The organism is Pseudomonas sp. SYWMCR5, assembly GCF_057197165.1.
Genome location: NZ_JBXUNH010000011.1, coordinates 116361 through 134748 on the forward strand (window position 1 = coordinate 116361; position 18388 = coordinate 134748).

18 protein-coding genes are annotated in these 18388 nt (G+C 63.9%); 4 read left to right on the plus strand and 14 right to left on the minus strand.

Annotated elements, in window-relative coordinates; all coding sequences use genetic code 11:
• Positions 1–73: 73 nt before the first annotated feature.
• Entirely contained in the window at positions 74–1351 is a 1278-nt protein-coding gene (locus AC2CGW_RS23565) for a Zn-dependent hydrolase (RefSeq protein ID WP_484574688.1), read from the plus strand.
• 1 nt (position 1352) lies between these two features.
• Complete coding sequence (locus AC2CGW_RS23570) at positions 1353–2762, plus strand: amidase (protein ID WP_484574689.1); 1410 nt, start codon at positions 1353–1355, stop codon at positions 2760–2762.
• 52 nt (positions 2763–2814) lie between these two features.
• Here AC2CGW_RS23570 and thiO read toward each other — a convergent pair whose 3' ends face one another.
• Genes thiO through AC2CGW_RS23595 form a run of 5 tightly spaced genes read right to left on the minus strand, consistent with a single transcriptional unit; the run spans position 2815 to position 5817 of the window.
• The gene (gene thiO, locus AC2CGW_RS23575; RefSeq protein ID WP_484574690.1) at positions 2815–3912 is read right to left on the minus strand and encodes a glycine oxidase ThiO; all 1098 of its coding nucleotides are present in this window, start codon (positions 3910–3912) and stop codon (positions 2815–2817) included.
• 31 nt (positions 3913–3943) lie between these two features.
• Positions 3944–4333, minus strand: a complete 390-nt coding sequence (locus tag AC2CGW_RS23580; RefSeq protein WP_484574691.1) for a type IV pilin protein — start codon at positions 4331–4333, stop codon at positions 3944–3946.
• A 1-nt stretch (position 4334) separates the two neighbouring features.
• A complete protein-coding gene (locus AC2CGW_RS23585; protein WP_186667591.1) occupies positions 4335–4817 on the minus strand; it encodes a hypothetical protein in 483 nt (160 codons plus the stop codon).
• Positions 4814–5479, minus strand: coding sequence for a PilW family protein (locus AC2CGW_RS23590; protein ID WP_484574692.1), 666 nt, complete (start codon positions 5477–5479; stop codon positions 4814–4816). The genes AC2CGW_RS23585 and AC2CGW_RS23590 overlap by 4 nt, the downstream gene beginning before the upstream one ends.
• Positions 5476–5817: a hypothetical protein gene (locus AC2CGW_RS23595; protein WP_346655291.1), complete on the minus strand. Its 342-nt coding sequence runs from the start codon at positions 5815–5817 to the stop codon at positions 5476–5478. The genes AC2CGW_RS23590 and AC2CGW_RS23595 overlap by 4 nt, the downstream gene beginning before the upstream one ends.
• A 131-nt stretch (positions 5818–5948) precedes the next feature.
• Between AC2CGW_RS23595 and AC2CGW_RS23600 the strand changes: the two genes are divergently transcribed.
• The gene (locus tag AC2CGW_RS23600) at positions 5949–6437 is read left to right on the plus strand and encodes a GspH/FimT family pseudopilin (protein ID WP_186667589.1); all 489 of its coding nucleotides are present in this window, start codon (positions 5949–5951) and stop codon (positions 6435–6437) included.
• On the opposite strand, the gene ispH is transcribed toward AC2CGW_RS23600, so the two are convergent.
• The 6 genes from ispH to murJ all read right to left on the minus strand — a co-directional run bounded on the left by ispH (position 6438) and on the right by murJ (position 13773).
• A complete protein-coding gene (ispH, locus tag AC2CGW_RS23605) occupies positions 6438–7385 on the minus strand; it encodes a 4-hydroxy-3-methylbut-2-enyl diphosphate reductase (protein ID WP_186709446.1) in 948 nt (315 codons plus the stop codon). It abuts the gene before it with no gap.
• 14 nt (positions 7386–7399) lie between these two features.
• On the minus strand, positions 7400–7837 hold the full coding sequence (locus tag AC2CGW_RS23610) for an FKBP-type peptidyl-prolyl cis-trans isomerase (RefSeq protein WP_065863423.1): 438 nt from the start codon (positions 7835–7837) through the stop codon (positions 7400–7402).
• Positions 7830–8345: a signal peptidase II gene (lspA, locus tag AC2CGW_RS23615; protein WP_186667587.1), complete on the minus strand. Its 516-nt coding sequence runs from the start codon at positions 8343–8345 to the stop codon at positions 7830–7832. Before lspA ends, AC2CGW_RS23610 begins: the two co-directional genes overlap by 8 nt.
• Positions 8338–11169 carry an isoleucine--tRNA ligase gene (gene ileS, locus AC2CGW_RS23620; RefSeq protein WP_484574693.1) on the minus strand — a complete coding sequence of 944 codons (2832 nt, stop codon included), beginning with the start codon at positions 11167–11169 and terminating at the stop codon, positions 8338–8340. The genes lspA and ileS overlap by 8 nt, the downstream gene beginning before the upstream one ends.
• The gene (gene ribF, locus AC2CGW_RS23625; RefSeq protein ID WP_186667585.1) at positions 11166–12116 is read right to left on the minus strand and encodes a bifunctional riboflavin kinase/FAD synthetase; all 951 of its coding nucleotides are present in this window, start codon (positions 12114–12116) and stop codon (positions 11166–11168) included. The genes ileS and ribF overlap by 4 nt, the downstream gene beginning before the upstream one ends.
• Positions 12117–12234: 118 nt before the next feature.
• Positions 12235–13773 carry a murein biosynthesis integral membrane protein MurJ gene (murJ, locus tag AC2CGW_RS23630; RefSeq protein ID WP_186709456.1) on the minus strand — a complete coding sequence of 513 codons (1539 nt, stop codon included), beginning with the start codon at positions 13771–13773 and terminating at the stop codon, positions 12235–12237.
• A gap of 253 nt (positions 13774–14026) precedes the next feature.
• On the opposite strand from murJ, the gene rpsT reads away from it, so the two are divergent.
• Positions 14027–14305: a 30S ribosomal protein S20 gene (gene rpsT / locus AC2CGW_RS23635; protein WP_029614579.1), complete on the plus strand. Its 279-nt coding sequence runs from the start codon at positions 14027–14029 to the stop codon at positions 14303–14305.
• Between the two features lie 290 nt (positions 14306–14595).
• On the opposite strand, the gene AC2CGW_RS23640 is transcribed toward rpsT, so the two are convergent.
• Genes AC2CGW_RS23640 through AC2CGW_RS23650 form a run of 3 tightly spaced genes read right to left on the minus strand, consistent with a single transcriptional unit; the run spans position 14596 to position 18158 of the window.
• On the minus strand, positions 14596–16896 hold the full coding sequence (locus AC2CGW_RS23640) for a PqiB family protein (protein WP_186711888.1): 2301 nt from the start codon (positions 16894–16896) through the stop codon (positions 14596–14598).
• Positions 16889–17512, minus strand: a complete 624-nt coding sequence (locus AC2CGW_RS23645) for a paraquat-inducible protein A (protein ID WP_186667582.1) — start codon at positions 17510–17512, stop codon at positions 16889–16891. Before AC2CGW_RS23645 ends, AC2CGW_RS23640 begins: the two co-directional genes overlap by 8 nt.
• Positions 17499–18158: a paraquat-inducible protein A gene (locus AC2CGW_RS23650; protein WP_484574694.1), complete on the minus strand. Its 660-nt coding sequence runs from the start codon at positions 18156–18158 to the stop codon at positions 17499–17501. Before AC2CGW_RS23650 ends, AC2CGW_RS23645 begins: the two co-directional genes overlap by 14 nt.
• Positions 18159–18388 lie beyond the last annotated feature (230 nt).

Genomic DNA, 18388 nt, shown 5'->3' on the forward strand with positions numbered 1-18388 from the left:
GCCCGCTCCCACTGGGATATCGCCACGCGCCGCCCGCGAAGAAGCCCCCTATTTGCTACAGGAGAGACGCCCCATGAACACCCGCATCGATCCCTCGCAACACCTGCTCGGCCAGGGCGCCCTGGTCAACCGCGAGCGCCTCTGGCAATCGCTGATGGACCTGGCCCGGCTCGGCGCCACGGCCAAGGGCGGCGTGTGCCGCCTGGCGCTGACCGATCTCGACCGACAGGCCCGCGACCTGTTCGTGCGCTGGTGCGAGGAGGCCGGCTGCACGGTCAGTGTCGACGCCATCGGCAACATCTTCGCCCGCCGCGCAGGACGCAACCCGGCACTGGCGCCGGTCATGACCGGCAGCCATATCGATACCCAACCCACCGGAGGCAAGTTCGACGGCTGCTACGGCGTCATGGCCGGGCTCGAAGTGGTGCGCACCCTCAATGACCTTGGCCTGCAGACCGAGGCCCCACTGGAAGTGGTGGTGTGGACCAACGAAGAAGGCTCGCGCTTCCCACCGTGCATGATGGGGTCGGGGGTGTTTGCCGGTAAGTTCGGTCTGCAGGAGACCCTCGACAAGGTCGACGAACAAGGCCTTTCGGTAGGTGCCGAGCTTCACCGCATCGGTTACGCCGGCCCGCGGGTGCCCACCGGGCATCCGGTCGGCGCTTATTTCGAAGCGCATATCGAACAAGGGCCTGTGCTGGAGGACCAGCGCACCACCATCGGTGTGGTTCAGGGCTGCCTGGGCCAGAAATGGTTCGACCTGGTACTCACCGGCGTCGAGGCGCATGCAGGCCCGACGCCGATGCACCTGCGCAAGGATGCGCTGGTTGGCGCTGCCGAGGTGGTGGCCGCAGTCAACCGCGTGGCCCACGCCCACCAGCCACATGCCTGCGGCACCGTCGGCTGCCTGAACCTGCACCCTGGTTCGCGCAACGTGATTCCCGGCCAGGTGCAGATGACCCTCGACCTGCGCCACCTCGACCCCGCCCAACTGGATGCGATGGTCGCCGAGGTGCGCGAGGTGATCGAGGCCAGTGCCGCCCGCCATGGCCTGAGTTTCGAGCTGACCCCCACCGCCGACTTCCCACCCTTGTACTTCGCCGAGCAGTGCGTCGATGCGGTACGCCAGGGTGCGCGCACGCTGGGCCTGAGCCACATGGACATCGTCAGTGGCGCTGGCCACGATGCGATCTTCCTCGCCGAGCTGGGCCCGGCCGGGATGATCTTCGTGCCGTGCGAAGGCGGCATCAGCCACAACGAAATCGAGAACGCCGCGCCGCAGGACCTGGCAGACGGCTGCGATGTGCTGCTGCGCGCCATGGTCCAGGCCGCCAACCCGGGAGCCCATTGAGATGACAGGCAAGACCGCCATCGGTGAATTCAGTGCCACCGAGCTGCTCGAACTGTACCGCCGCCGCCAGTTGTCGCCGCTCGAAGTGATCGACGACGTGCTGGCCCGCATCGACCTACACAACCCTGCCGTCAACGCCTACTGCCATGTCGACGGTGAAGGCGCGCGCGCCGCGGCCCGCGCCAGCGAACGCCGCTGGCAGCGTGGCGAGCCGTGCGGGCGCCTGGACGGCCTGCCCGCGTCGATCAAGGACCTGACCTTGACCCGCGGCATGCCGACCCGCAAAGGCTCGCGCACCAGCTCAGGCGCCGGGCCGTGGGAAGTCGATGCGCCCTTCAGCGCCTTCATGCGCGAAGCTGGCGCAGTGCTGGTGGGCAAGACCACAACGCCGGAGTTCGGCTGGAAAGGGGTCACCGACAACCCGTTGTACGGCATCACCCGCAACCCTTGGGATACCCGTCTGACCGCGGGCGGGTCGTCTGGCGGTGCGGCAGCAGCAGCGGCGCTCAACCTCGGCGTGCTGCACCAGGGCAGCGATGCCGGTGGCTCGATTCGAATCCCCTGCGCCTTCACCGGCACCTTCGGCATCAAGCCGACCTTCGGCTACGTACCGCAGTGGCCAGCCAGCGCCATGACCGTGCTGTCGCACCTGGGGCCGATGACTCGTACGGTGGATGACGCCGTGCTGATGCTCGACTGCGTGGCCCGCCCCGACCCGCGCGACGGCCTGGCCGGAGCCCCGCGCCAGTCGCCCTGGCTGGACGACTCGACCGACCTGCGCGGCCTGCGCATCGCCTACAGCGCCGACTTCGGCTACATAAAGGTCGATCCGCAGATCCAGGCCTTGGTGACCCAAGCCGTGCAGCGCCTGGCGCGCCAGGGGGCAACGGTAGAGGAAGTCGATCCGGGCTTCAGCGACCCGCTGCAGACCTTCAATACCCTGTGGTTCGCTGGCGCGGCACGCTTGGCCAGTGGACTGAGCGAGGCACAGCGGGACTTGCTCGACCCGGGCCTGCGCGGCATCGCCGAACAGGGGGCCGGCATCAGCCTGGCCGATTACACCCAGGCCCTGGAAGCACGCGCCGAGCTGATCGCGCAGATGAACGCCTTCCACCAGCGTCATGACGTGCTGCTGTCACCGATGCTGCCGCTGGTCGCGTTCGAAGCCGGGCACAACGTGCCGCCAGGGTCGGGCATGGCGCAGTGGATGGAGTGGACGCCGTTCAGCTACCCGTTCAACCTGACCCAGCAGCCTGCGGCGTCGGTCCCCTGCGGTTTCACGCACGAGGGGTTGCCGGTGGGGCTGCAGGTGGTGGGCGCGCGCTTTTCCGATGAACAGGTGCTCAGGGTGTGCAAGGTGTACGAGCAGCATTACCCTAGCCGGCACCTGCAGGCGCCGCACCGGCACTGAAGGCTGGCAGAGTCCGCAGCGGCCTTGCGCAACGCAAGGCCGCTGCATGTTTTCAGCCCAGACGCCCGGCCGGCGCGTAGGGCGCAGGATCGATGATCGGCTCGGCCCCGGTCAGCAGGTCGGTAAACAACTGGCACGAAGCAGGCGCCAGCACCAGACCGTTGCGGTAATGCCCGCAGTTGAGCCACAACCCCGCATGCCCAGGCACCGGTCCGATGTAGGGAATGCCTTCAGGCGAGCCCGGTCGCAGCCCGGCCCAATGCCCAACGACTGGCGCGTCCTTCAGTTGCGGCAACAGCTCGATCGCCGAAGCCCGCAGGCTTTGCAGCGCTGCCTCGGTCGGGGTCTTGTCGAAGCCCTCGTGCTCAAGCGTGCTGCCCACCAGGATATGCCCGTCACGCCGCGGAATCGCATAACGCCCCTTGGCCAGTACCATGCTTGGCAGGAAGTCGGCATCGCACTTGAACAGGATCATCTGCCCCTTTACCGGCTCCACCGGCAATTCCAGCCCCAGGGAGCACAACAGCTCGCCACTCCAGGCACCGGCACTGAGCACCACTTCGTCGGCGCTCAGCACGCCTTCATTCGTCAGCACACCGGTCACACGCCCGCCTTCCTGGGCGAAACCGCTGATCTGGCAGTGCTCGCGCAGACTGACGTTGGGCAGCGCCAGCAACGCGGCTTTCAGCGACTTCACCAGGCGCGGGTTGCGCACGTTGGCCACGCCAGCCATGTAGATGGCGCGCTGGAAGCCTGGGCCGAGGACTGGCACGGCGTCATAGGCCGCCGAGATATCCACGGCGCTCAAGGGACGTTGTTCGCGCGCAGCCCAGGCCAGGGCCTGGGATTCATCGTCGAGGTCGAGCCAGTACAGACCGGTGGTGTGCACTTCAGGGTCCACACCCGTGCTGGCGAACAGGCGCTCGCCCAACTGTGGATAAAAATCCTGCGACCAATGCGCCAGGGCGGTCACCGCCGGGCTGTAGCGCCACGGATACAGCGGCGAGACGATACCACCGCCGGCCCAGGACGACTCACGGCCGACCTCGCCCTGGTCGCACACCACCACCCGGTCAACCTTTGCGGCCAGGTTGAACGCAGTCAGCAGACCGATCACCCCGCCACCGACAATCACTACGTGCTTGCTCATCTGTCGATCCAACACCTGAAGTAAAAACGCCTCACCAACAATCCGCCTCATCCAGCGCCCCGGGGTTTGCGCGCACACCGGCCTGGTCAAGCTGGTAGTCGCCACAACGATCACGCGCCATCAGCCCCTGGGCCTGACGCTCGGCCAGTAGCCGATAATGGCCGTGCTCGCGCCAGGCTCGCAGGCGGTAGAAACGGCTACCCTCGGGCAGCGGTGTCTGCCACTGCTCGCTGTCGGCATACTGGCCGGTACGGGCGTAGTGATATTCCAGACGCTGGGCGGCATCGTGCAGCAGGCCGACCACTTCGCCGCGCGCGGCACGCCGAAGCTGGTCGCTGTAGCTGGGATAGGCAACGCTCGCCAGAATGCCGGTCACGGCCACGACAAGCAACAGCTCCATAAGGCTTAGGCCACGTTGCATCTCAAGCCCCCCTGAATCGCTGGCGCCAGGCGATACGCCGGGGTGCCTGGGCCTGTCCGGGCTCGACCGCATAGATCGCCTCCAGTACCTGCCGTGCGCGGGCCTGACGGCTTACCGCAGTGATCCGGAACAGAACCACCCTTGCCCCTTCCGGCATGTGCGCAGCGCGGGTACTAACGCCCAGTTGCTGCACCAGGAAGAAACCGTGCTCGCTGGCCTGCCAAGGTGGGCGCCCATCAATCAGGTCATGGGGTGCGGGCGGTGGGGCGCACACCTGGCAGGGCGAGGGGGGCGCCAGGGCAAGCTGCAGCGCGCCCGCCAGCAGGCTCGCCTCGGCCTCTTCAAAGGCGCGCGCCGCCGCCAGCGCGCTGCCCGCCAAGGCTATCTGCTGCAGCGTGTCACGCAGGGCCGAGATGGAGAACAGACCAAGCAGCAGGCTCAGCACCAGGGCCAGCAGCAAGACCATTCCGCGCTGGGCGCTCATGACGGTGGCAACCGGTTGCGCAGGGCAACGCTCAGCGCGTAGTCCCGCTCGATGTCCAGCACAGGGTCGACAAGGGTCAACTGCAGGTCCACACGCTCCCCGTCATTGCCCACGACACGGGTGGCGCGAAAAGCACGCACATTGTCGATGAGCACGGCATTCATGCCGCCGCCGCTGAGCATCAGGCTGTCGCCTTGAAAGCGGTAGGTCTGCCGCCGCAGCGGGAAAGCCAGCGTGGTGCCGCTGCCGGGCTGGCGTGCCGGATACACTTGTGCCCAGGCGAGACAGTCGGTGAGCAGCGTCCAGTCCGGGTTTCCTCCGGCCCCTGGTACATCGGCGGTCACCAGGCTGAGCGTGGCCTCGCGGCCATTGCCGGCGTGGGATATCTGCAAGGGCTGGGCAAAGGCCTGTGCAGCAGATGGGTCGATGAACTCGAGGGTTTCGGCTGCCAGGCAACCAAACATGCCGGTCATGCGAATGTCCTGCGCCAACCGGTGCAAGGCCAGCGACGCGTCATCCTGCATCCGCGACAACGCGCCTTGCATGCGCCAGGCCTGCTGGGCCAAGACCAGGGCCTGCCCCGCTGCGGCCAGCAGCATCAAGCCCAAGGCCAGTGCCAGCAAGGCCTCCAACAGGCCGAAGCCTTGCTGTCGGCTCATCATGGCAACACCCGGCCCTGCAGCGCGATGACCTGCGCCTCGCTGCCGCGTGGGTCGTGCCAGCGAATCTCCAGTTGCAACCACTCCCCGGTCACCACCGCCCGCCCCTCGCCGCTCTCGCCCAGCAGCGAACCGATCAGGGCGCGCCAACTGTGCAGCGCCTCGGGTTCAAGGGTGCCGCTCGCCCTCACCCGCTCGAACAACAAGTGCGCCAACTGCACGGCCTGCGCATCGCGCCGCGCCCCTTCGCCGACCTGCACTGCGCGTATCTGCGATGCCGCCGCGGCGAACAGCCCGAGCGACAGCACCAGCACTGCCAACACCACTTCCAGCAAGGTCATGCCCCGCTCCCTGTGCACCATGGTTTCGCCTCCTGCGAAATTTCCCGCCAAGCATGACCGGCCTGGCTGACTGGACCTCCTGGTCCGCAGCACCGAAGCTACAGCGAAGCACTTCCAGGGAGGAATGCACGATGCGGCAACAGGGAGTAACACTGATACAAATGATGAGCGTACTGGCCATGCTCGCGCTTCTGACACAGCTCGCGGCACCGGCCTACGCCAACTTAACCGAAGACCTTCGCCAGGCCGCAGCCGCCCGTGACCTGGCGCAGAGCCTGCGAAGTGCACGTAGCCACGCCCTGCTGCAGAACCGGAGCGTTGTGGTGCAACCACTGGAGGGGGATTGGGGGAAGGGTTGGCAAACAGTGCAAGAGGGAGACCAGCAACTGCTGCGCGAGCATCGGCTGGGCCGATCCGTGAGGATCGCTGCCAACCTGGAAAAGCTGAGATTCAGTGGCCTGGGCGTCCCCCTGCGCGACAATGGCGCATTTTCCGGCGGCACCTTGCAGGTCTGCCAACGCGCGCAGGGCAACAGTCAGCATCGGGTCGTTGTCGCACCTAGCGGGCGAGTCAGCCTGCGCAGCGGGGCGAGCGAAGCACCGCGCTGCGCAGCCCCCTGATCAGATCAGCGAGCGAACCCGCAGCTCCTTGGGCATCGAGAAGGTGATGTTCTCTTCACGCCCGTCGAGCTCTTCAGCGCCCGTAGCGCCCCAGGCCTTGAGCTGCTCGATCACCCCACGCACCAGCACCTCGGGCGCAGAAGCGCCTGCGGTGATGCCGATGCGCTGTACGCCGTCGAACCAGGCACGCTGCAGGTCTTCGGCACCGTCGATCAGGTAGGCCGGGGTGCTCATGCGCTCGGCCAGCTCGCGCAGACGGTTGGAGTTGGAACTGTTCGGGCTGCCGACCACCAGTACCACATCACACTCGTCGGCCAGTTGCTTGACCGCATCCTGGCGGTTCTGGGTCGCGTAGCAGATGTCGTCCTTGCGTGGGCCGCCGATATTCGGGAAGCGTGCGCGCAGGGCATCGATGACGCGACTGGTATCGTCCATCGACAGGGTGGTCTGGGTGACGAACGCCAGGTGGTCTGGGTCGCGGACCTGCAGGGTGGCGACATCCTTCTCGTCCTCGACGAGGTAGATGGCGCCGCCATTGCTGGCGTCATACTGGCCCATGGTGCCTTCGACTTCCGGGTGCCCTTCGTGGCCGATGAGGATGGTCTCACGGCCGTCGCGGCTGTACTTGGCAACCTCGATATGCACCTTGGTCACCAACGGGCAGGTGGCATCGAACACCTTCAGGCCACGCCCGGCGGCTTCCTGGCGTACCGCCTGGGACACACCATGGGCACTGAAGATGACGATCACATCGTCCGGGACCTGATCCAGTTCTTCGACGAAGATCGCGCCACGGTTGCGCAGGTCCTCGACGACGAACTTGTTGTGCACCACTTCGTGGCGCACGTAGATCGGCGGCCCGAAAACTTCCAGGGCACGGTTGACGATTTCGATCGCCCGGTCGACACCCGCGCAGAAGCCGCGCGGATTGGCGAGTTTGATTTGCATGCTCGGCTCCAGGCTCACAGCGCCTTCACATCGAGGATCTTGACCTCGAAGTTCAGGGTCTTGCCAGCCAGCGGATGGTTGAAGTCGATGGTCACCTGGTTGTCATCGAAGGCTTTCACCACACCCGGAAGCTCGGTGTTGGCGGCATCGTTGAAGATCACCAGCAGGCCCTCGGACAGCTCCATGCCGTCGAACTGCGAACGAGGCATCACCTGTACGTTCTGCGGGTTAGGCTGACCGAAGGCGTTCTCAGGGGCGATGGTCAGCTTGCGCTCGTCGCCGGCCTTGAAGCCGAACAGTGCAGTCTCGAAGCCCGGTAGCAGGTTGCCATCGCCGACCTTGAACACGGCTGGAGCCTTGTCGAAGGTGCTGTCGACGGTGTCGCCGTTTTCCAGGTGCAACGCGAAGTGCAGGGTGACTTCGGTGTTCTGGCCGATACGGGTCTCAGTCATGGACCGGCTCCTCGGTTTTCTTGCTCTTGAACATGTCCAGCGCCAGCATCACCGCACCGACGGAAATCGCGCTGTCAGCCAGGTTGAAGGCCGGGAAGTAGTGGGTGTTGCGCCAGTGGACGAGGATGAAATCGACCACATGCCCCAGCACGACGCGGTCCCACAGGTTGCCGATGGCACCGCCCAGCACCAGGGCCAGCGCGACCGCCAGCCAGGTCTCGTTGCGCCCCAGGCGCTTGAGCCAGACCACCAGCACGACACTGACCACCACGGCGATCAGGGCGAACAGCCAGCGCTGCCAGCCCGAGCTGTCGGCCAGGAAACTGAAGGCCGCGCCGGTGTTGTAGGCCAGGGTCCAGCTGAAGTAGTCGGGGATGACCACGATCTGCTGATACATGGTCAGGGCGTTATCGAAGTACAGCTTGGTGGCCTGGTCGAGGACCAGGACCACCAGGCTCAGCCAGAGCCAGGCAAGGCGCCCGAAGCGCCCCGCTGCAGGATTAGGCATAGTGGCGCACCTCACCGTTGCCGCTGATGTTGTCGACGCAGCGAGCGCAGATCTCCGGGTGCTCCGGATGGCTGCCGACGTCGGCGCGGAAGTGCCAGCAACGGCCGCACTTGGCGTGGCCGGACTTGACCACTTTCAGCTTGAGGCCTTCGACTTCGGTTGTCACCGCCTCGGCCGGCGCCTGGACGAACGGCACCACGCTGGCGGCAGAGGTGATCAGCACGAAGCGCAGCTCGTCGCCCAGCTTGGCCAGGTCGGCGCTCAGGCCTTCCTCGGCGAAGAGCGTGACTTCGGCCTGCAGGTTGCCACCGATGACCTTGGCCACGCGCTGGTTCTCCAGCTCCTTGTTGACCGCTGCCTTGACCGCCATGATGCGGTCCCAGTAGGCGCGATCCAGCTCGCTGTCCTGCGGCAGCTGGCTCAGGCCCTGGTACCAGGTGTTGAGCATGACCGACTCGTTGCGCTCGCCCGGCAGGTACTGCCAGATCTCGTCAGCGGTGAAGGCCAGGATCGGCGCGATCCAGCGCACCAGCGCCTCGCTGATGTGGTACAGCGCGGTCTGGCAGGAGCGGCGCGCGACGCTGTTGGCGCCGGTGGTGTACTGGCGGTCCTTGATGATGTCGAGGTAGAAGCCGCCCAGCTCCTGCACACAGAAGTTGTGCACCTTGGAGTAGACGTTCCAGAAGCGGTACTCGGCGTAGTTCTCTTCCAGCTCGCGCTGCAGCAGCAGGGTGCGGTCGACCGCCCAGCGGTCCAGCGCCAGCATGTCTTCGGCCGGCAGCAGGTCACGCGCCGGGTCGAAGCCGGACAGGTTGGAGAGCAGGAAGCGCGCGGTGTTGCGGATACGCCGGTAGGCGTCGGCGCTGCGCTGCAGGATCTGCTCGGAAACGGCCATCTCGCCAGAGTAGTCGGTGGCCGAGACCCACAGGCGCAGGATGTCGGCGCCCAGGGTGTTGTTGACCTTTTCCGGCTCGATGGTGTTACCCAGCGACTTGGACATCTTGCGGCCGTTCTCGTCCACGGTGAAACCGTGGGTCAGCAGCTCGCGGTACGGCGCGTGGCCGTCGATGGCGCAACCGGTCAGCAAGGAGGAGTGGAACCAGCCGCGGTGCTGGTCGGAGCCCTCCAGATACAGGTCGGCGCGCGGACCGGTGGTGTGGCCGATGTCGTGCGAGCCACGCAGCACGTGCCAGTGGGTGGTGCCGGAGTCGAACCAGACGTCGAGGGTGTCGGCGATCTTGTCGTACTGGCCGGCCTCGTCACCCAGCAGCTCCTGGGCGTCGAGCTTGAACCAGGCCTCGATACCTTCTTTCTCGACGCGCTTGGCCACTTCTTCCATCAGTTCGACGGTGCGAGGGTGCAGTTCGCCGGTCTGCTTGTCGAGGAAGAACGGGATAGGGACGCCCCAGTTGCGCTGGCGCGAGATGCACCAGTCAGGACGGTTGGCGATCATCGCGTGCAGGCGCGCCTGGCCCCAGGACGGCACGAACTTGGTGTCCTCGATGGCCTTGAGCGCACGCTCGCGCAGGTTTTCACCGTTGTTGGGCTGCTTGTCCATGCCCACGAACCACTGTGCGGTGGCACGGTAGATCAGCGGGGTCTTGTGGCGCCAGCAGTGCATGTAGCTGTGGCTGATGGTTTCGGTGTGCAGCAGCGCACCGACTTCCTGCAGTTTCTCGACGATGGCCGGATTGGCCTTCCAGATGAACTGACCACCGAAGAACTCCAGCGATGGCGCGTACACACCGTTGCTCTGCACTGGCGTGAGGATGTCGTCGTTGACCATGCCGTAGCGCTTGCAGGTGACGAAGTCGTCCTCACCGTAGGCCGGTGCGGAGTGGACCACACCAGTACCGGCGCCCAGCTCGACGTACTCGGCCAGGTAGATGGGCGACAAGCGCTCGTAGAACGGGTGGCGGAAATTGATCAGCTCCAGCGCCTTGCCTGGCGCCGTGGCCACTACCGAGCCTTCCAGCGCATAACGCTTCAGGCACGACTCGACCAGCTCCTCGGCCAGCACCAGCAGGCGCTCGCCGGTATCGACCAGGGCGTAGTTGAAATCCGGGTGGATGTTCAGCGCCTGGTTGGCCGGGATGGTCCAGGGGGTGGTGGTCCAGATCACGATCGCGGCAGGCTTGGCCAGCGAAGCCAGGCCGAAGGCGGCGGCCAGTTTGTCCTGGTCGGCGATCGGGAAGGCCACATCGATGGTCTGGGATTTCTTGTCGGCATATTCGACCTCGGCCTCGGCCAGGGCCGAACCGCAATCGAAGCACCAGTTCACCGGCTTGAGGCCCTTGAACACGAAGCCCTGCTTGACCATCTCGGCCAGGGCGCGGATCTCGCCAGCTTCGTTGGCGAAGTCCATGGTCTTGTAGGGGTTGTCCCAGTCACCCAGCACACCCAGGCGGATGAATTCGCTCTTCTGCCCTTCGATCTGCTCGGCGGCATAGGTGCGGCACAGCTCGCGGGTCTGGTCGGGCGTCAGGTGCTTGCCATGGGTGACCTCGACCTTGTGCTCGATCGGCAGGCCATGGCAGTCCCAGCCCGGTACATAGGGCGCGTCGAAGCCCGACAGGGTCTTGGAGCGGACGATCATGTCCTTGAGAATCTTGTTCAGCGCGTGACCGATGTGGATTTTGCCGTTGGCATAGGGCGGGCCGTCGTGCAGGACGAACTTCGGACGATCCTTGCCAATCTCGCGCAACTTCCGGTACAGGCCAATGCTGTCCCAGCGCTGCAGGATCTGCGGTTCGCGCTGAGGCAGGCCGGCCTTCATGGGGAAGGCGGTGTCCGGAAGGTTAAGCGTGGCTTTGTAGTCGGTCATTTCAGGCTCTTGGTTAGCGGTTGAGCGTGCCAGTGGGCACGCGCGGCGGCGATGTCCGCGTCGATCGCCGACTTCAGCGCCTCCAGGGAGGCGAATCGCTGCTCCTCGCGCAGCTTGTGGTGGAACTCCACTGTCAGACGCCGGCCATAGAGGTCGCCGGTGTAGTCCAGGAGGTGGATTTCCAGGTGGGGACGCCCATCACCCTTGACGGTGGGACGAACCCCGATGTTGCCGACACCCGGCCAGGGCGTGCCGTCGATCTCGATGCTGGTCAGGTAGACCCCGGACAGCGGTACGCGACGGCGCTTGAGCTGGATGTTGGCGGTGGGCGTGCCGAGCTGACGGGCCAGTTTCTGGCCGTGCAACACGCGCCCGGTAATACGATACGGACGGCCCAGCAAGTGCTCGGCCAGCTCGAAGTCGGCTTCGGCCAAAGCCTTGCGCACTTCGGTGCTGCTGACGCGCAGGCCGTCCTGGATCACGGTGTTGGCCGCCTCGACGGTGAACCCGTACTGCTGGCCGGCCTCGACCAGGAAATCGAAGTCACCTGCGCGATCACAACCGAAGCGGAAGTCGTCACCGACCTCCAGGTGCCGCACGCCCAGGCCGTCCACCAGCACCGCCTTGACGAACTGATCGGCACTGAGCTTGCTCAGGCGCTGGTTGAAGGCCAGGCACAGCACCCGGTCGATGCCTTCGCCGGCCAGCAGCTCGACCTTGTCGCGCAGACGCGCCAACCGGGCCGGCGCGGTGTCCGGGGCGAAGTACTCACGTGGCTGCGGCTCGAAGATTACCACGCAGGTGGGCAGGCCCAGCTCCTGGCCGCGCTCACGCAAGCGCGCCAGGATGGCCTGGTGGCCCCGGTGAACCCCGTCGAAGTTGCCAATGGTGGCGACACAGCCCCGGTGCTCGGGGCGCAGGTTGTGAAGACCTCGAACCAGCTGCATAACGCGCTTCTTGCTCATAAAGTGGCCGATTATAACCACACCGGGGCGCTGGTGACAGGCAGCAGTGCCACTGTGGGCCATGGAATGCGAAAAACCGACGCCTGACCCTGTCCGCGCCCTAGTGAAGTGCCTTGCGAGCGAAATGCCGGGGCCGGAAACCACACAGGAAAAGGCAACCAAAGTAAGTCACCACGCCCGCGCCAATCAATGCGCCCAGACGCAGGAAGCGCTCGAGCATGCCGCCCTGCGCCCATGGCGGCACGAAGTGCATGCCCAACAGCAGCACAACGGACATCAGCCCAACTGCCAGTACCAGCTTGAGCAGGAACATCGCCCAGCCCGCCTGGGGCTGGAACAGGCCCTGGCTGCGCAGTTTCCAGAACAGCAGCCCGGCGTTGAGGCAGGCTCCCAGGCTGATGGCCAGGGCCAGACCGGCGTGCTGCAGCGGACCGATCAGGGCGAGGTTGAACAATTGCGTGCAGACCAGGGTGAAGATGGCGATCTTGACTGGCGTACGGATGTTCTGTTGCGCATAGAAGCCAGGCGCCAGAACCTTGACCAGGATGATCGCCAGCAGCCCCACCGAATAGGCGATCAGCGCTCGCTGGGTCATGGCCGCATCGGTGGCGGTGAACTTGCCGTACTGGAACAGCGCCACGGTCAGTGGTTCGGCAAGGATCGCCAGGGCCAGCGTGCAGGGCAGCACCAGCAGGAAGCACAGGCGCAGGCCCCAGTCGAGGATTCGCGAATACTCTTCGCGGTCCTTGTTGGCGTAGGTCTTGGCCAGCGTGGGCAGGAGGATGGTGCCCAGCGCCACGCCCAATACACCGGAGGGCAGCTCCATCAGGCGGTCGGCGTAGTACATCCAGGATACAGAGCCGGCCACCAGGAAGGACGCGAAGATGGTGTTGATGATCAGCGAAATCTGGCTCACCGACACCCCGAGGATCGCCGGCAGCATCTGCTTGAGCACGCGCCATACCCCGGTATCCCGCAGGTTCAGCCGTGGCAGCACGAGCATGCCGATCTTCTTCAAGGCTGGCAGCTGGTACAGCAACTGCGCCAGGCCGCCCGCCAGAACGCCCCAGGCCAGGGCCATGATCGGCGGATCGAAGTACGGGGTGAGGAACACGGCGAAGGCGATCATCGCCACGTTCAGCAGCGTTGGCGTGAAGGCAGGTACAGAGAAGCGGTTCCAGGTATTGAGGATCGCCCCGACGAGCGACGACAGGGATATCAGCAATATATAAGGAAATGTCACCCTCAACAGTGCGGTGGTGAGTTCGTATTTCTCGGCACTGTCGACAAAACCGGGGGCTGTGACCCACACCACCCAGGGCGCGGCGAGTATGCCCAGGGCAGTGACCAGAGCCAGGACCAGCGTGAGCAGGCCACTGACATAGGCGATGAAAGTGCGCGTGGCCTCCTCGCCCTGCTGGGTCTTGTACTCGGCAAGGATGGGCACGAAAGCCTGGGAAAACGCGCCCTCGGCGAAGATACGCCGCAGCAGGTTGGGCAGTTTGAAGGCAATGAAGAAGGCATCGGTGGCGATGCCGGCACCGAAGACCCGCGCCAGAATGGTGTCGCGCACGAAGCCCAGCACCCGCGAAATCATGGTGATAGAGCTGACTGCAGCCAGGGATTTGAGCAGGTTCATCGAAAAGTTTTACGCCTGGGACTTGAGAGCGCTGCCAGTTGGCGCCCGAGTGTGCGATAATCCCGCTTCTTTGCAGGGGTGCCAAAAACTCCCGAGTTTACAGGTCGTTGCGTAGAAAGGAATCTCTCCTTACGCGCGCACATGCCACTCGGCAGATCCTTGCAACTGGCCTTGACATCCGTCCGACTCATCGGCATGATTCGCGGCCTTATTTGTTTGCTATTTACCCAAAAGTCTTTCGAGGAGCTCGACGGTGGCCAACACACCTTCCGCCAAGAAACGTGCAAAACAGGCTGAGAAGCGTCGCAGCCACAACGCCAGCCTGCGTTCCATGGTCCGTACCTACATCAAGAACGTAGTCAAGGCCATCGACGCTAAAGACGCCGAAAAAGCGCAAGCTGCCTACACTCTGGCTGTACCTGTAATCGACCGTATGGCCGATAAAGGTATCATCCACAAGAATAAAGCTGCTCGCCACAAAGGCCGTCTGAATGGCCACATCAAGGCACTGAAAGAAGCTGCAGCTGCCTAAGCGACGCGCTTTAACAAAAACCGACCTCAGGGTCGGTTTTTTGTTGCCTGCGATTTATGTGGCTAGCGTCAGGGTCTGTATGAAAAGCCTTGAGACGAAGGTCAGGCAAGGCGAAAACAGCCGAGGAACGGCCGGGGTCGCGCTCGACTTTACGGGTTGTAAATGAGCATTCCGACCGGGCTGGCGCACCAGGCTGTTTTCAACGCAGCATCACCGAGTATCAAGGTTTTTCATACAGAGCCTAGGCGACCCAATGAAACCGGGCCGCGATAAGCGGCCCGACTTCATTGCTACTTGCCCACCGGGATCTTCGGCGCCCACTGCAGCCAGGCATCATCCGGCTTGTCGAACAAGGCGAAGGTCTGCTGCGGCCGTGCGGGATTGCCCATCTGCTCGCCATCCGGCGTGGCGAAGGCGATCCCTCCATCGATGAGGGTTTCCAGCGATTCGGTCCTCACTGTAGCCCCCTTGAACAGTCCCCAGTCAAAGCCGAAGCCACTGCTGTTCCAGAAACGGCTGCCGCCACGCACCAAGGCAGCATAACGCGGCTCGATCAGGATATGGATCAACACCCGATCCGCACTCTGCCCCAGCTCGTAGCCCGTGACCTTGCCAACCTGCACTTCACGATAGGTGACTGGCACACCCGGCTTTATCGATCCACGACGCGAGGCACTCAACGTCAGCGGTAGCCCGACTTCCTGACCAACCACCTCCGGCGCTTCGGGCAAGGCGATGAAGTCCCGCTGCGGGCCCTGACTCTTCAGTGCCGGCTGTACCTCCAGGTACTGGCCGCCGATCAGGGTGTCGAGGTTCTCTGTGCGCACCAGCCCGAATGCCGGCTTCACCACCCAGAATTGCGTGCCTGCCCGGGCAATACGGTCCGCGGCATCGGTGATCCGCGCTCGCAGCAGCACCGCCTGCAGGTCGGAGGTCAGGTCGACGCTTTCAATGCTGCCTACATCCAGGCCACGGAAGCGAATCGGCGTACCGGGCTTGAGGCCATCGGCACGGTCTACACGGATGGTCACCAGAGTGCCGGCGCGGTTGGCCGCCTCCTCGTTCTCCAGCAGGCGGAAGCGCGGAATGTGTCGCTTGAGCGGTACATTCTGCTGCGGTGTATCGAAGGCGATGCCGCCGGCCATCAGGGTCTGCAACGACTCACTCTTGATCTTGATACCCGACAGGCCGCCGGTGAGGGTGATGCCGCTGGCATTCCAGAAGCGCGTCGAGCCGTTCACCAGGCCGGCATACTCTTTCTCGATATGCACACCAATCAGGATACGCTTGCTGTTGCGAGCGAACTGATAGCTCTGCACGCTACCGACCTTGACCTGGCGATAGGTTACCGGGCTACCGACCTCGAGCGAGCCGAGCGTGTCAGCGAACAGCACCAGGTGCAGGCCCGGTGCCTTGAGATCGAGCGGTGGCGCCTTGGCCCGAGCCTCGAACTCACGCTGCGGTCGCGCACCTTTCTCACCCGGTCGGATGGCGATGTAGTTACCCTTTACCAGTGCCTCAAGGCCGGTGATGCCCGCCAATGAAATGGACGGCTTGACCACCCAGAACTGGGTGCCCTCCACCAGGTAGTCCTCAGCCAGCGGGTCCAGCGTGAGCTCAGCCATGGCGCCGTCTAGACCATCATCGATCTTCAACGTCTTCATGGAACCCACCTGGATACCCTTGTACATCACCGGAGTACGCCCAGCCTGCAGGCCTTCGTAATCGGTCAGGTGCACCTTGATGCGGATACCGGCCTGAGCCGCCTCGAAGTCCTCATAGAGACGGAACGGCAGGCTCGGATCGGTGGGCGGGCTGTCCTTGCGATGCTCTGGGGTGGCGAAGGCGATGCCGCCCGCCACGATGCTCGAAAGCGACTCGCTGCGCACCTTGACGCCTGACAGGTTGGCATCGATGCTGATGCCGCTGGCATTCCAGAAACGCGTGTGCTTGCGTACCAGGCTTGCGTATTCAGGCTCGATGAACAGCTTGATCTCGACCGTTCCATGATCGTCTGACAGGCGATAGCTTTTTACCTTGCCCACCTGGATCTGCTTGTAGAACACCGGGCTCTCACGATTGAGCGAGCCCAGGCGCTCGGCCTTGAGCGTCAGGTGCAGGCCAGGCTCCCTGTCAGAAAGCGGTGGCGCCTCGGCCAGCGCGGTGAAGCGGCGTGTCGGCTCGCCCTGCCCCGGATCAACGGCGATGTAATTGCCGGAAACCAGTGTCTCCAATCCGGAGATCCCGGCCAGGCTGACACTCGGCTTGACCAACCAGAAGCGCGTGCCTTTATTCATGTGCGGCTCCGCCGCCTTGTTCATCTCGATGGTGGCGATCACACCCGTGTTGCTGCCCTCGGCATCCAGCACCAGGCTGGTAACCTTGCCCACCGACATGCCTTTGTAGATCACCTCGGTCTTGTTGGCGACGATACCCTCGCCGGTCTCGAAACGTACCTGGATCTCCACGCCAGCGTCACGATAGGCCTGCCAGGCAAGCCACCCCCCGATCATCAGGGCAATCAGCGGCAGAATCCAGATGGCCGACCAGTTCGAGGCTGGGCGTGTTTTGGCCGTTGGCAAGTCACTCATGGTCGTCGTCCGACTCCGTGTTATCCCAGATCAGTCGGGGATCGAAAGTTAAAGCAGCAAGCATCGTCAGGATCACCACACTGGCAAAGGCGACGGCGCCCAGGTTGGCTTCGACACTGGCGATACGACCGAAATTCACCACCGCCACCAGAATGGCGATGACGAAGATGTCGAGCATCGACCAGCGACCGATGAATTCGATAAAGCGGTACATCAGTATCCGCTGCCGAGCCGAGAGCGGCTGATGACGCTGCACCGAGTAAAGCAGCAGGCCAATGCCCACCAGCTTGAACGTCGGCACCAGGATACTGGCGATGAAAACCACCGCAGCAATGGGCAGCATGCCATGCTTCATCAGGGTGATGACCCCGGACATGATGGTGTCCGGACTGCCCTTGCCCAATGTACTGACCGTCATGATCGGCAGCAGGTTGGCCGGGATGTACAAGATCATCGCAGTGACGAGCAGCGCCCAGGTGCGCACGATACTGTTGGGGCGACGCGCATGCACGATGGCACCGCAGCGAGTGCAGGTCTGCGAGTCGCTGCCCGGCTCCTGGCGATTGAGCTCATGACATTCATTGCAGACCAGGATACCGGCATCAATCGCCCGCATGGGTGTCCTCCCCGGAAAGCGCTACCCATATCTGATGCGGCGACATCACCACCTCCAGCCACACCTGCACCAGCAACAGGCTGATAAAGCAGAACAAACCCAGCCCGATGGTCAGTTGCGCCAGGTCGACCAGCTTGACGATCGCTACCAGCACGCCCATGAAGTACACCTCGAGCATCCCCCACTCCCGAAGGTGATGATAGATGCGATAGAACAGCAGGCCATGACCACGACCGATATTCAGGCGAATGCTCAGCAGTACCAGGAGTTGGCACAGCAGCTTGAGCAACGGAATAGCCATGCTGCAGAGAAACACCACCACGGCGATGCCACGCATTTGTGAGTTGTACAGGCCCAGCACACCGCTCCACACCGTGTCGTCAGAGGTCTGACCGAGCAGGTGCAGTTGCATGATCGGCAGGAAGTTGGCCGGAATGTAGAGAAACAACGCCGTCAGCACCAGGGCCAAGCTGCGATTGATGACATTGTGGCGGTGGGCGTAGAGCTCATAGCCGCAGCGCGGGCACTGCGCCTTTTCGTCATGCTGCAGCACGGGCTTGCGCAGCAGCAGGTCGCACTCGTGGCAAGCCACGAGCTCTTCCAACGGCAGGCGTGCCAGCGCTTCGGGATCGACAGGGTTGGGCATAGGGGGATCTGCTGGGAATCTCGGCTCTATTCTAGTGTTCCGACCCGAAATGTGGGAGATGGTGCTCTGCAAAGGACGTTACGATTGGTGTCCAGCAAGCTGCTGCAGGTGCGATTTAGTAAACGCCAGAAAGACAAAACCCCTACCTGCTCGCGCAGATAGGGGTTTTGCGAAATGAATCTTGACGATGACCTACTCTCACATGGGGAAACCCCACACTACCATCGGCG

Excerpts from the sequence above, each read along its gene's own strand:
- AC2CGW_RS23565 (WP_484574688.1), top strand. The coding sequence starts at position 74 with ATGAACACCCGCATCGATCCCTCGCAACACCTGCTCGGCCAGGGCGCC.
- AC2CGW_RS23570 (WP_484574689.1), top strand. The coding sequence starts at position 1,353 with ATGACAGGCAAGACCGCCATCGGTGAATTCAGTGCCACCGAGCTGCTC.
- thiO (WP_484574690.1), bottom strand. The coding sequence starts at position 3,912 with ATGAGCAAGCACGTAGTGATTGTCGGTGGCGGGGTGATCGGTCTGCTG.
- AC2CGW_RS23580 (WP_484574691.1), bottom strand. The coding sequence starts at position 4,333 with ATGCAACGTGGCCTAAGCCTTATGGAGCTGTTGCTTGTCGTGGCCGTG.
- AC2CGW_RS23585 (WP_186667591.1), bottom strand. The coding sequence starts at position 4,817 with ATGAGCGCCCAGCGCGGAATGGTCTTGCTGCTGGCCCTGGTGCTGAGC.
- AC2CGW_RS23590 (WP_484574692.1), bottom strand. The coding sequence starts at position 5,479 with ATGATGAGCCGACAGCAAGGCTTCGGCCTGTTGGAGGCCTTGCTGGCA.
- AC2CGW_RS23595 (WP_346655291.1), bottom strand. The coding sequence starts at position 5,817 with ATGACCTTGCTGGAAGTGGTGTTGGCAGTGCTGGTGCTGTCGCTCGGG.
- AC2CGW_RS23600 (WP_186667589.1), top strand. The coding sequence starts at position 5,949 with ATGCGGCAACAGGGAGTAACACTGATACAAATGATGAGCGTACTGGCC.
- ispH (WP_186709446.1), bottom strand. The coding sequence starts at position 7,385 with ATGCAAATCAAACTCGCCAATCCGCGCGGCTTCTGCGCGGGTGTCGAC.
- AC2CGW_RS23610 (WP_065863423.1), bottom strand. The coding sequence starts at position 7,837 with ATGACTGAGACCCGTATCGGCCAGAACACCGAAGTCACCCTGCACTTC.
- lspA (WP_186667587.1), bottom strand. The coding sequence starts at position 8,345 with ATGCCTAATCCTGCAGCGGGGCGCTTCGGGCGCCTTGCCTGGCTCTGG.
- ileS (WP_484574693.1), bottom strand. The coding sequence starts at position 11,169 with ATGACCGACTACAAAGCCACGCTTAACCTTCCGGACACCGCCTTCCCC.
- ribF (WP_186667585.1), bottom strand. The coding sequence starts at position 12,116 with ATGCAGCTGGTTCGAGGTCTTCACAACCTGCGCCCCGAGCACCGGGGC.
- murJ (WP_186709456.1), bottom strand. The coding sequence starts at position 13,773 with ATGAACCTGCTCAAATCCCTGGCTGCAGTCAGCTCTATCACCATGATT.
- AC2CGW_RS23640 (WP_186711888.1), bottom strand. The coding sequence starts at position 16,896 with ATGAGTGACTTGCCAACGGCCAAAACACGCCCAGCCTCGAACTGGTCG.
- AC2CGW_RS23645 (WP_186667582.1), bottom strand. The coding sequence starts at position 17,512 with ATGCGGGCGATTGATGCCGGTATCCTGGTCTGCAATGAATGTCATGAG.
- AC2CGW_RS23650 (WP_484574694.1), bottom strand. The coding sequence starts at position 18,158 with ATGCCCAACCCTGTCGATCCCGAAGCGCTGGCACGCCTGCCGTTGGAA.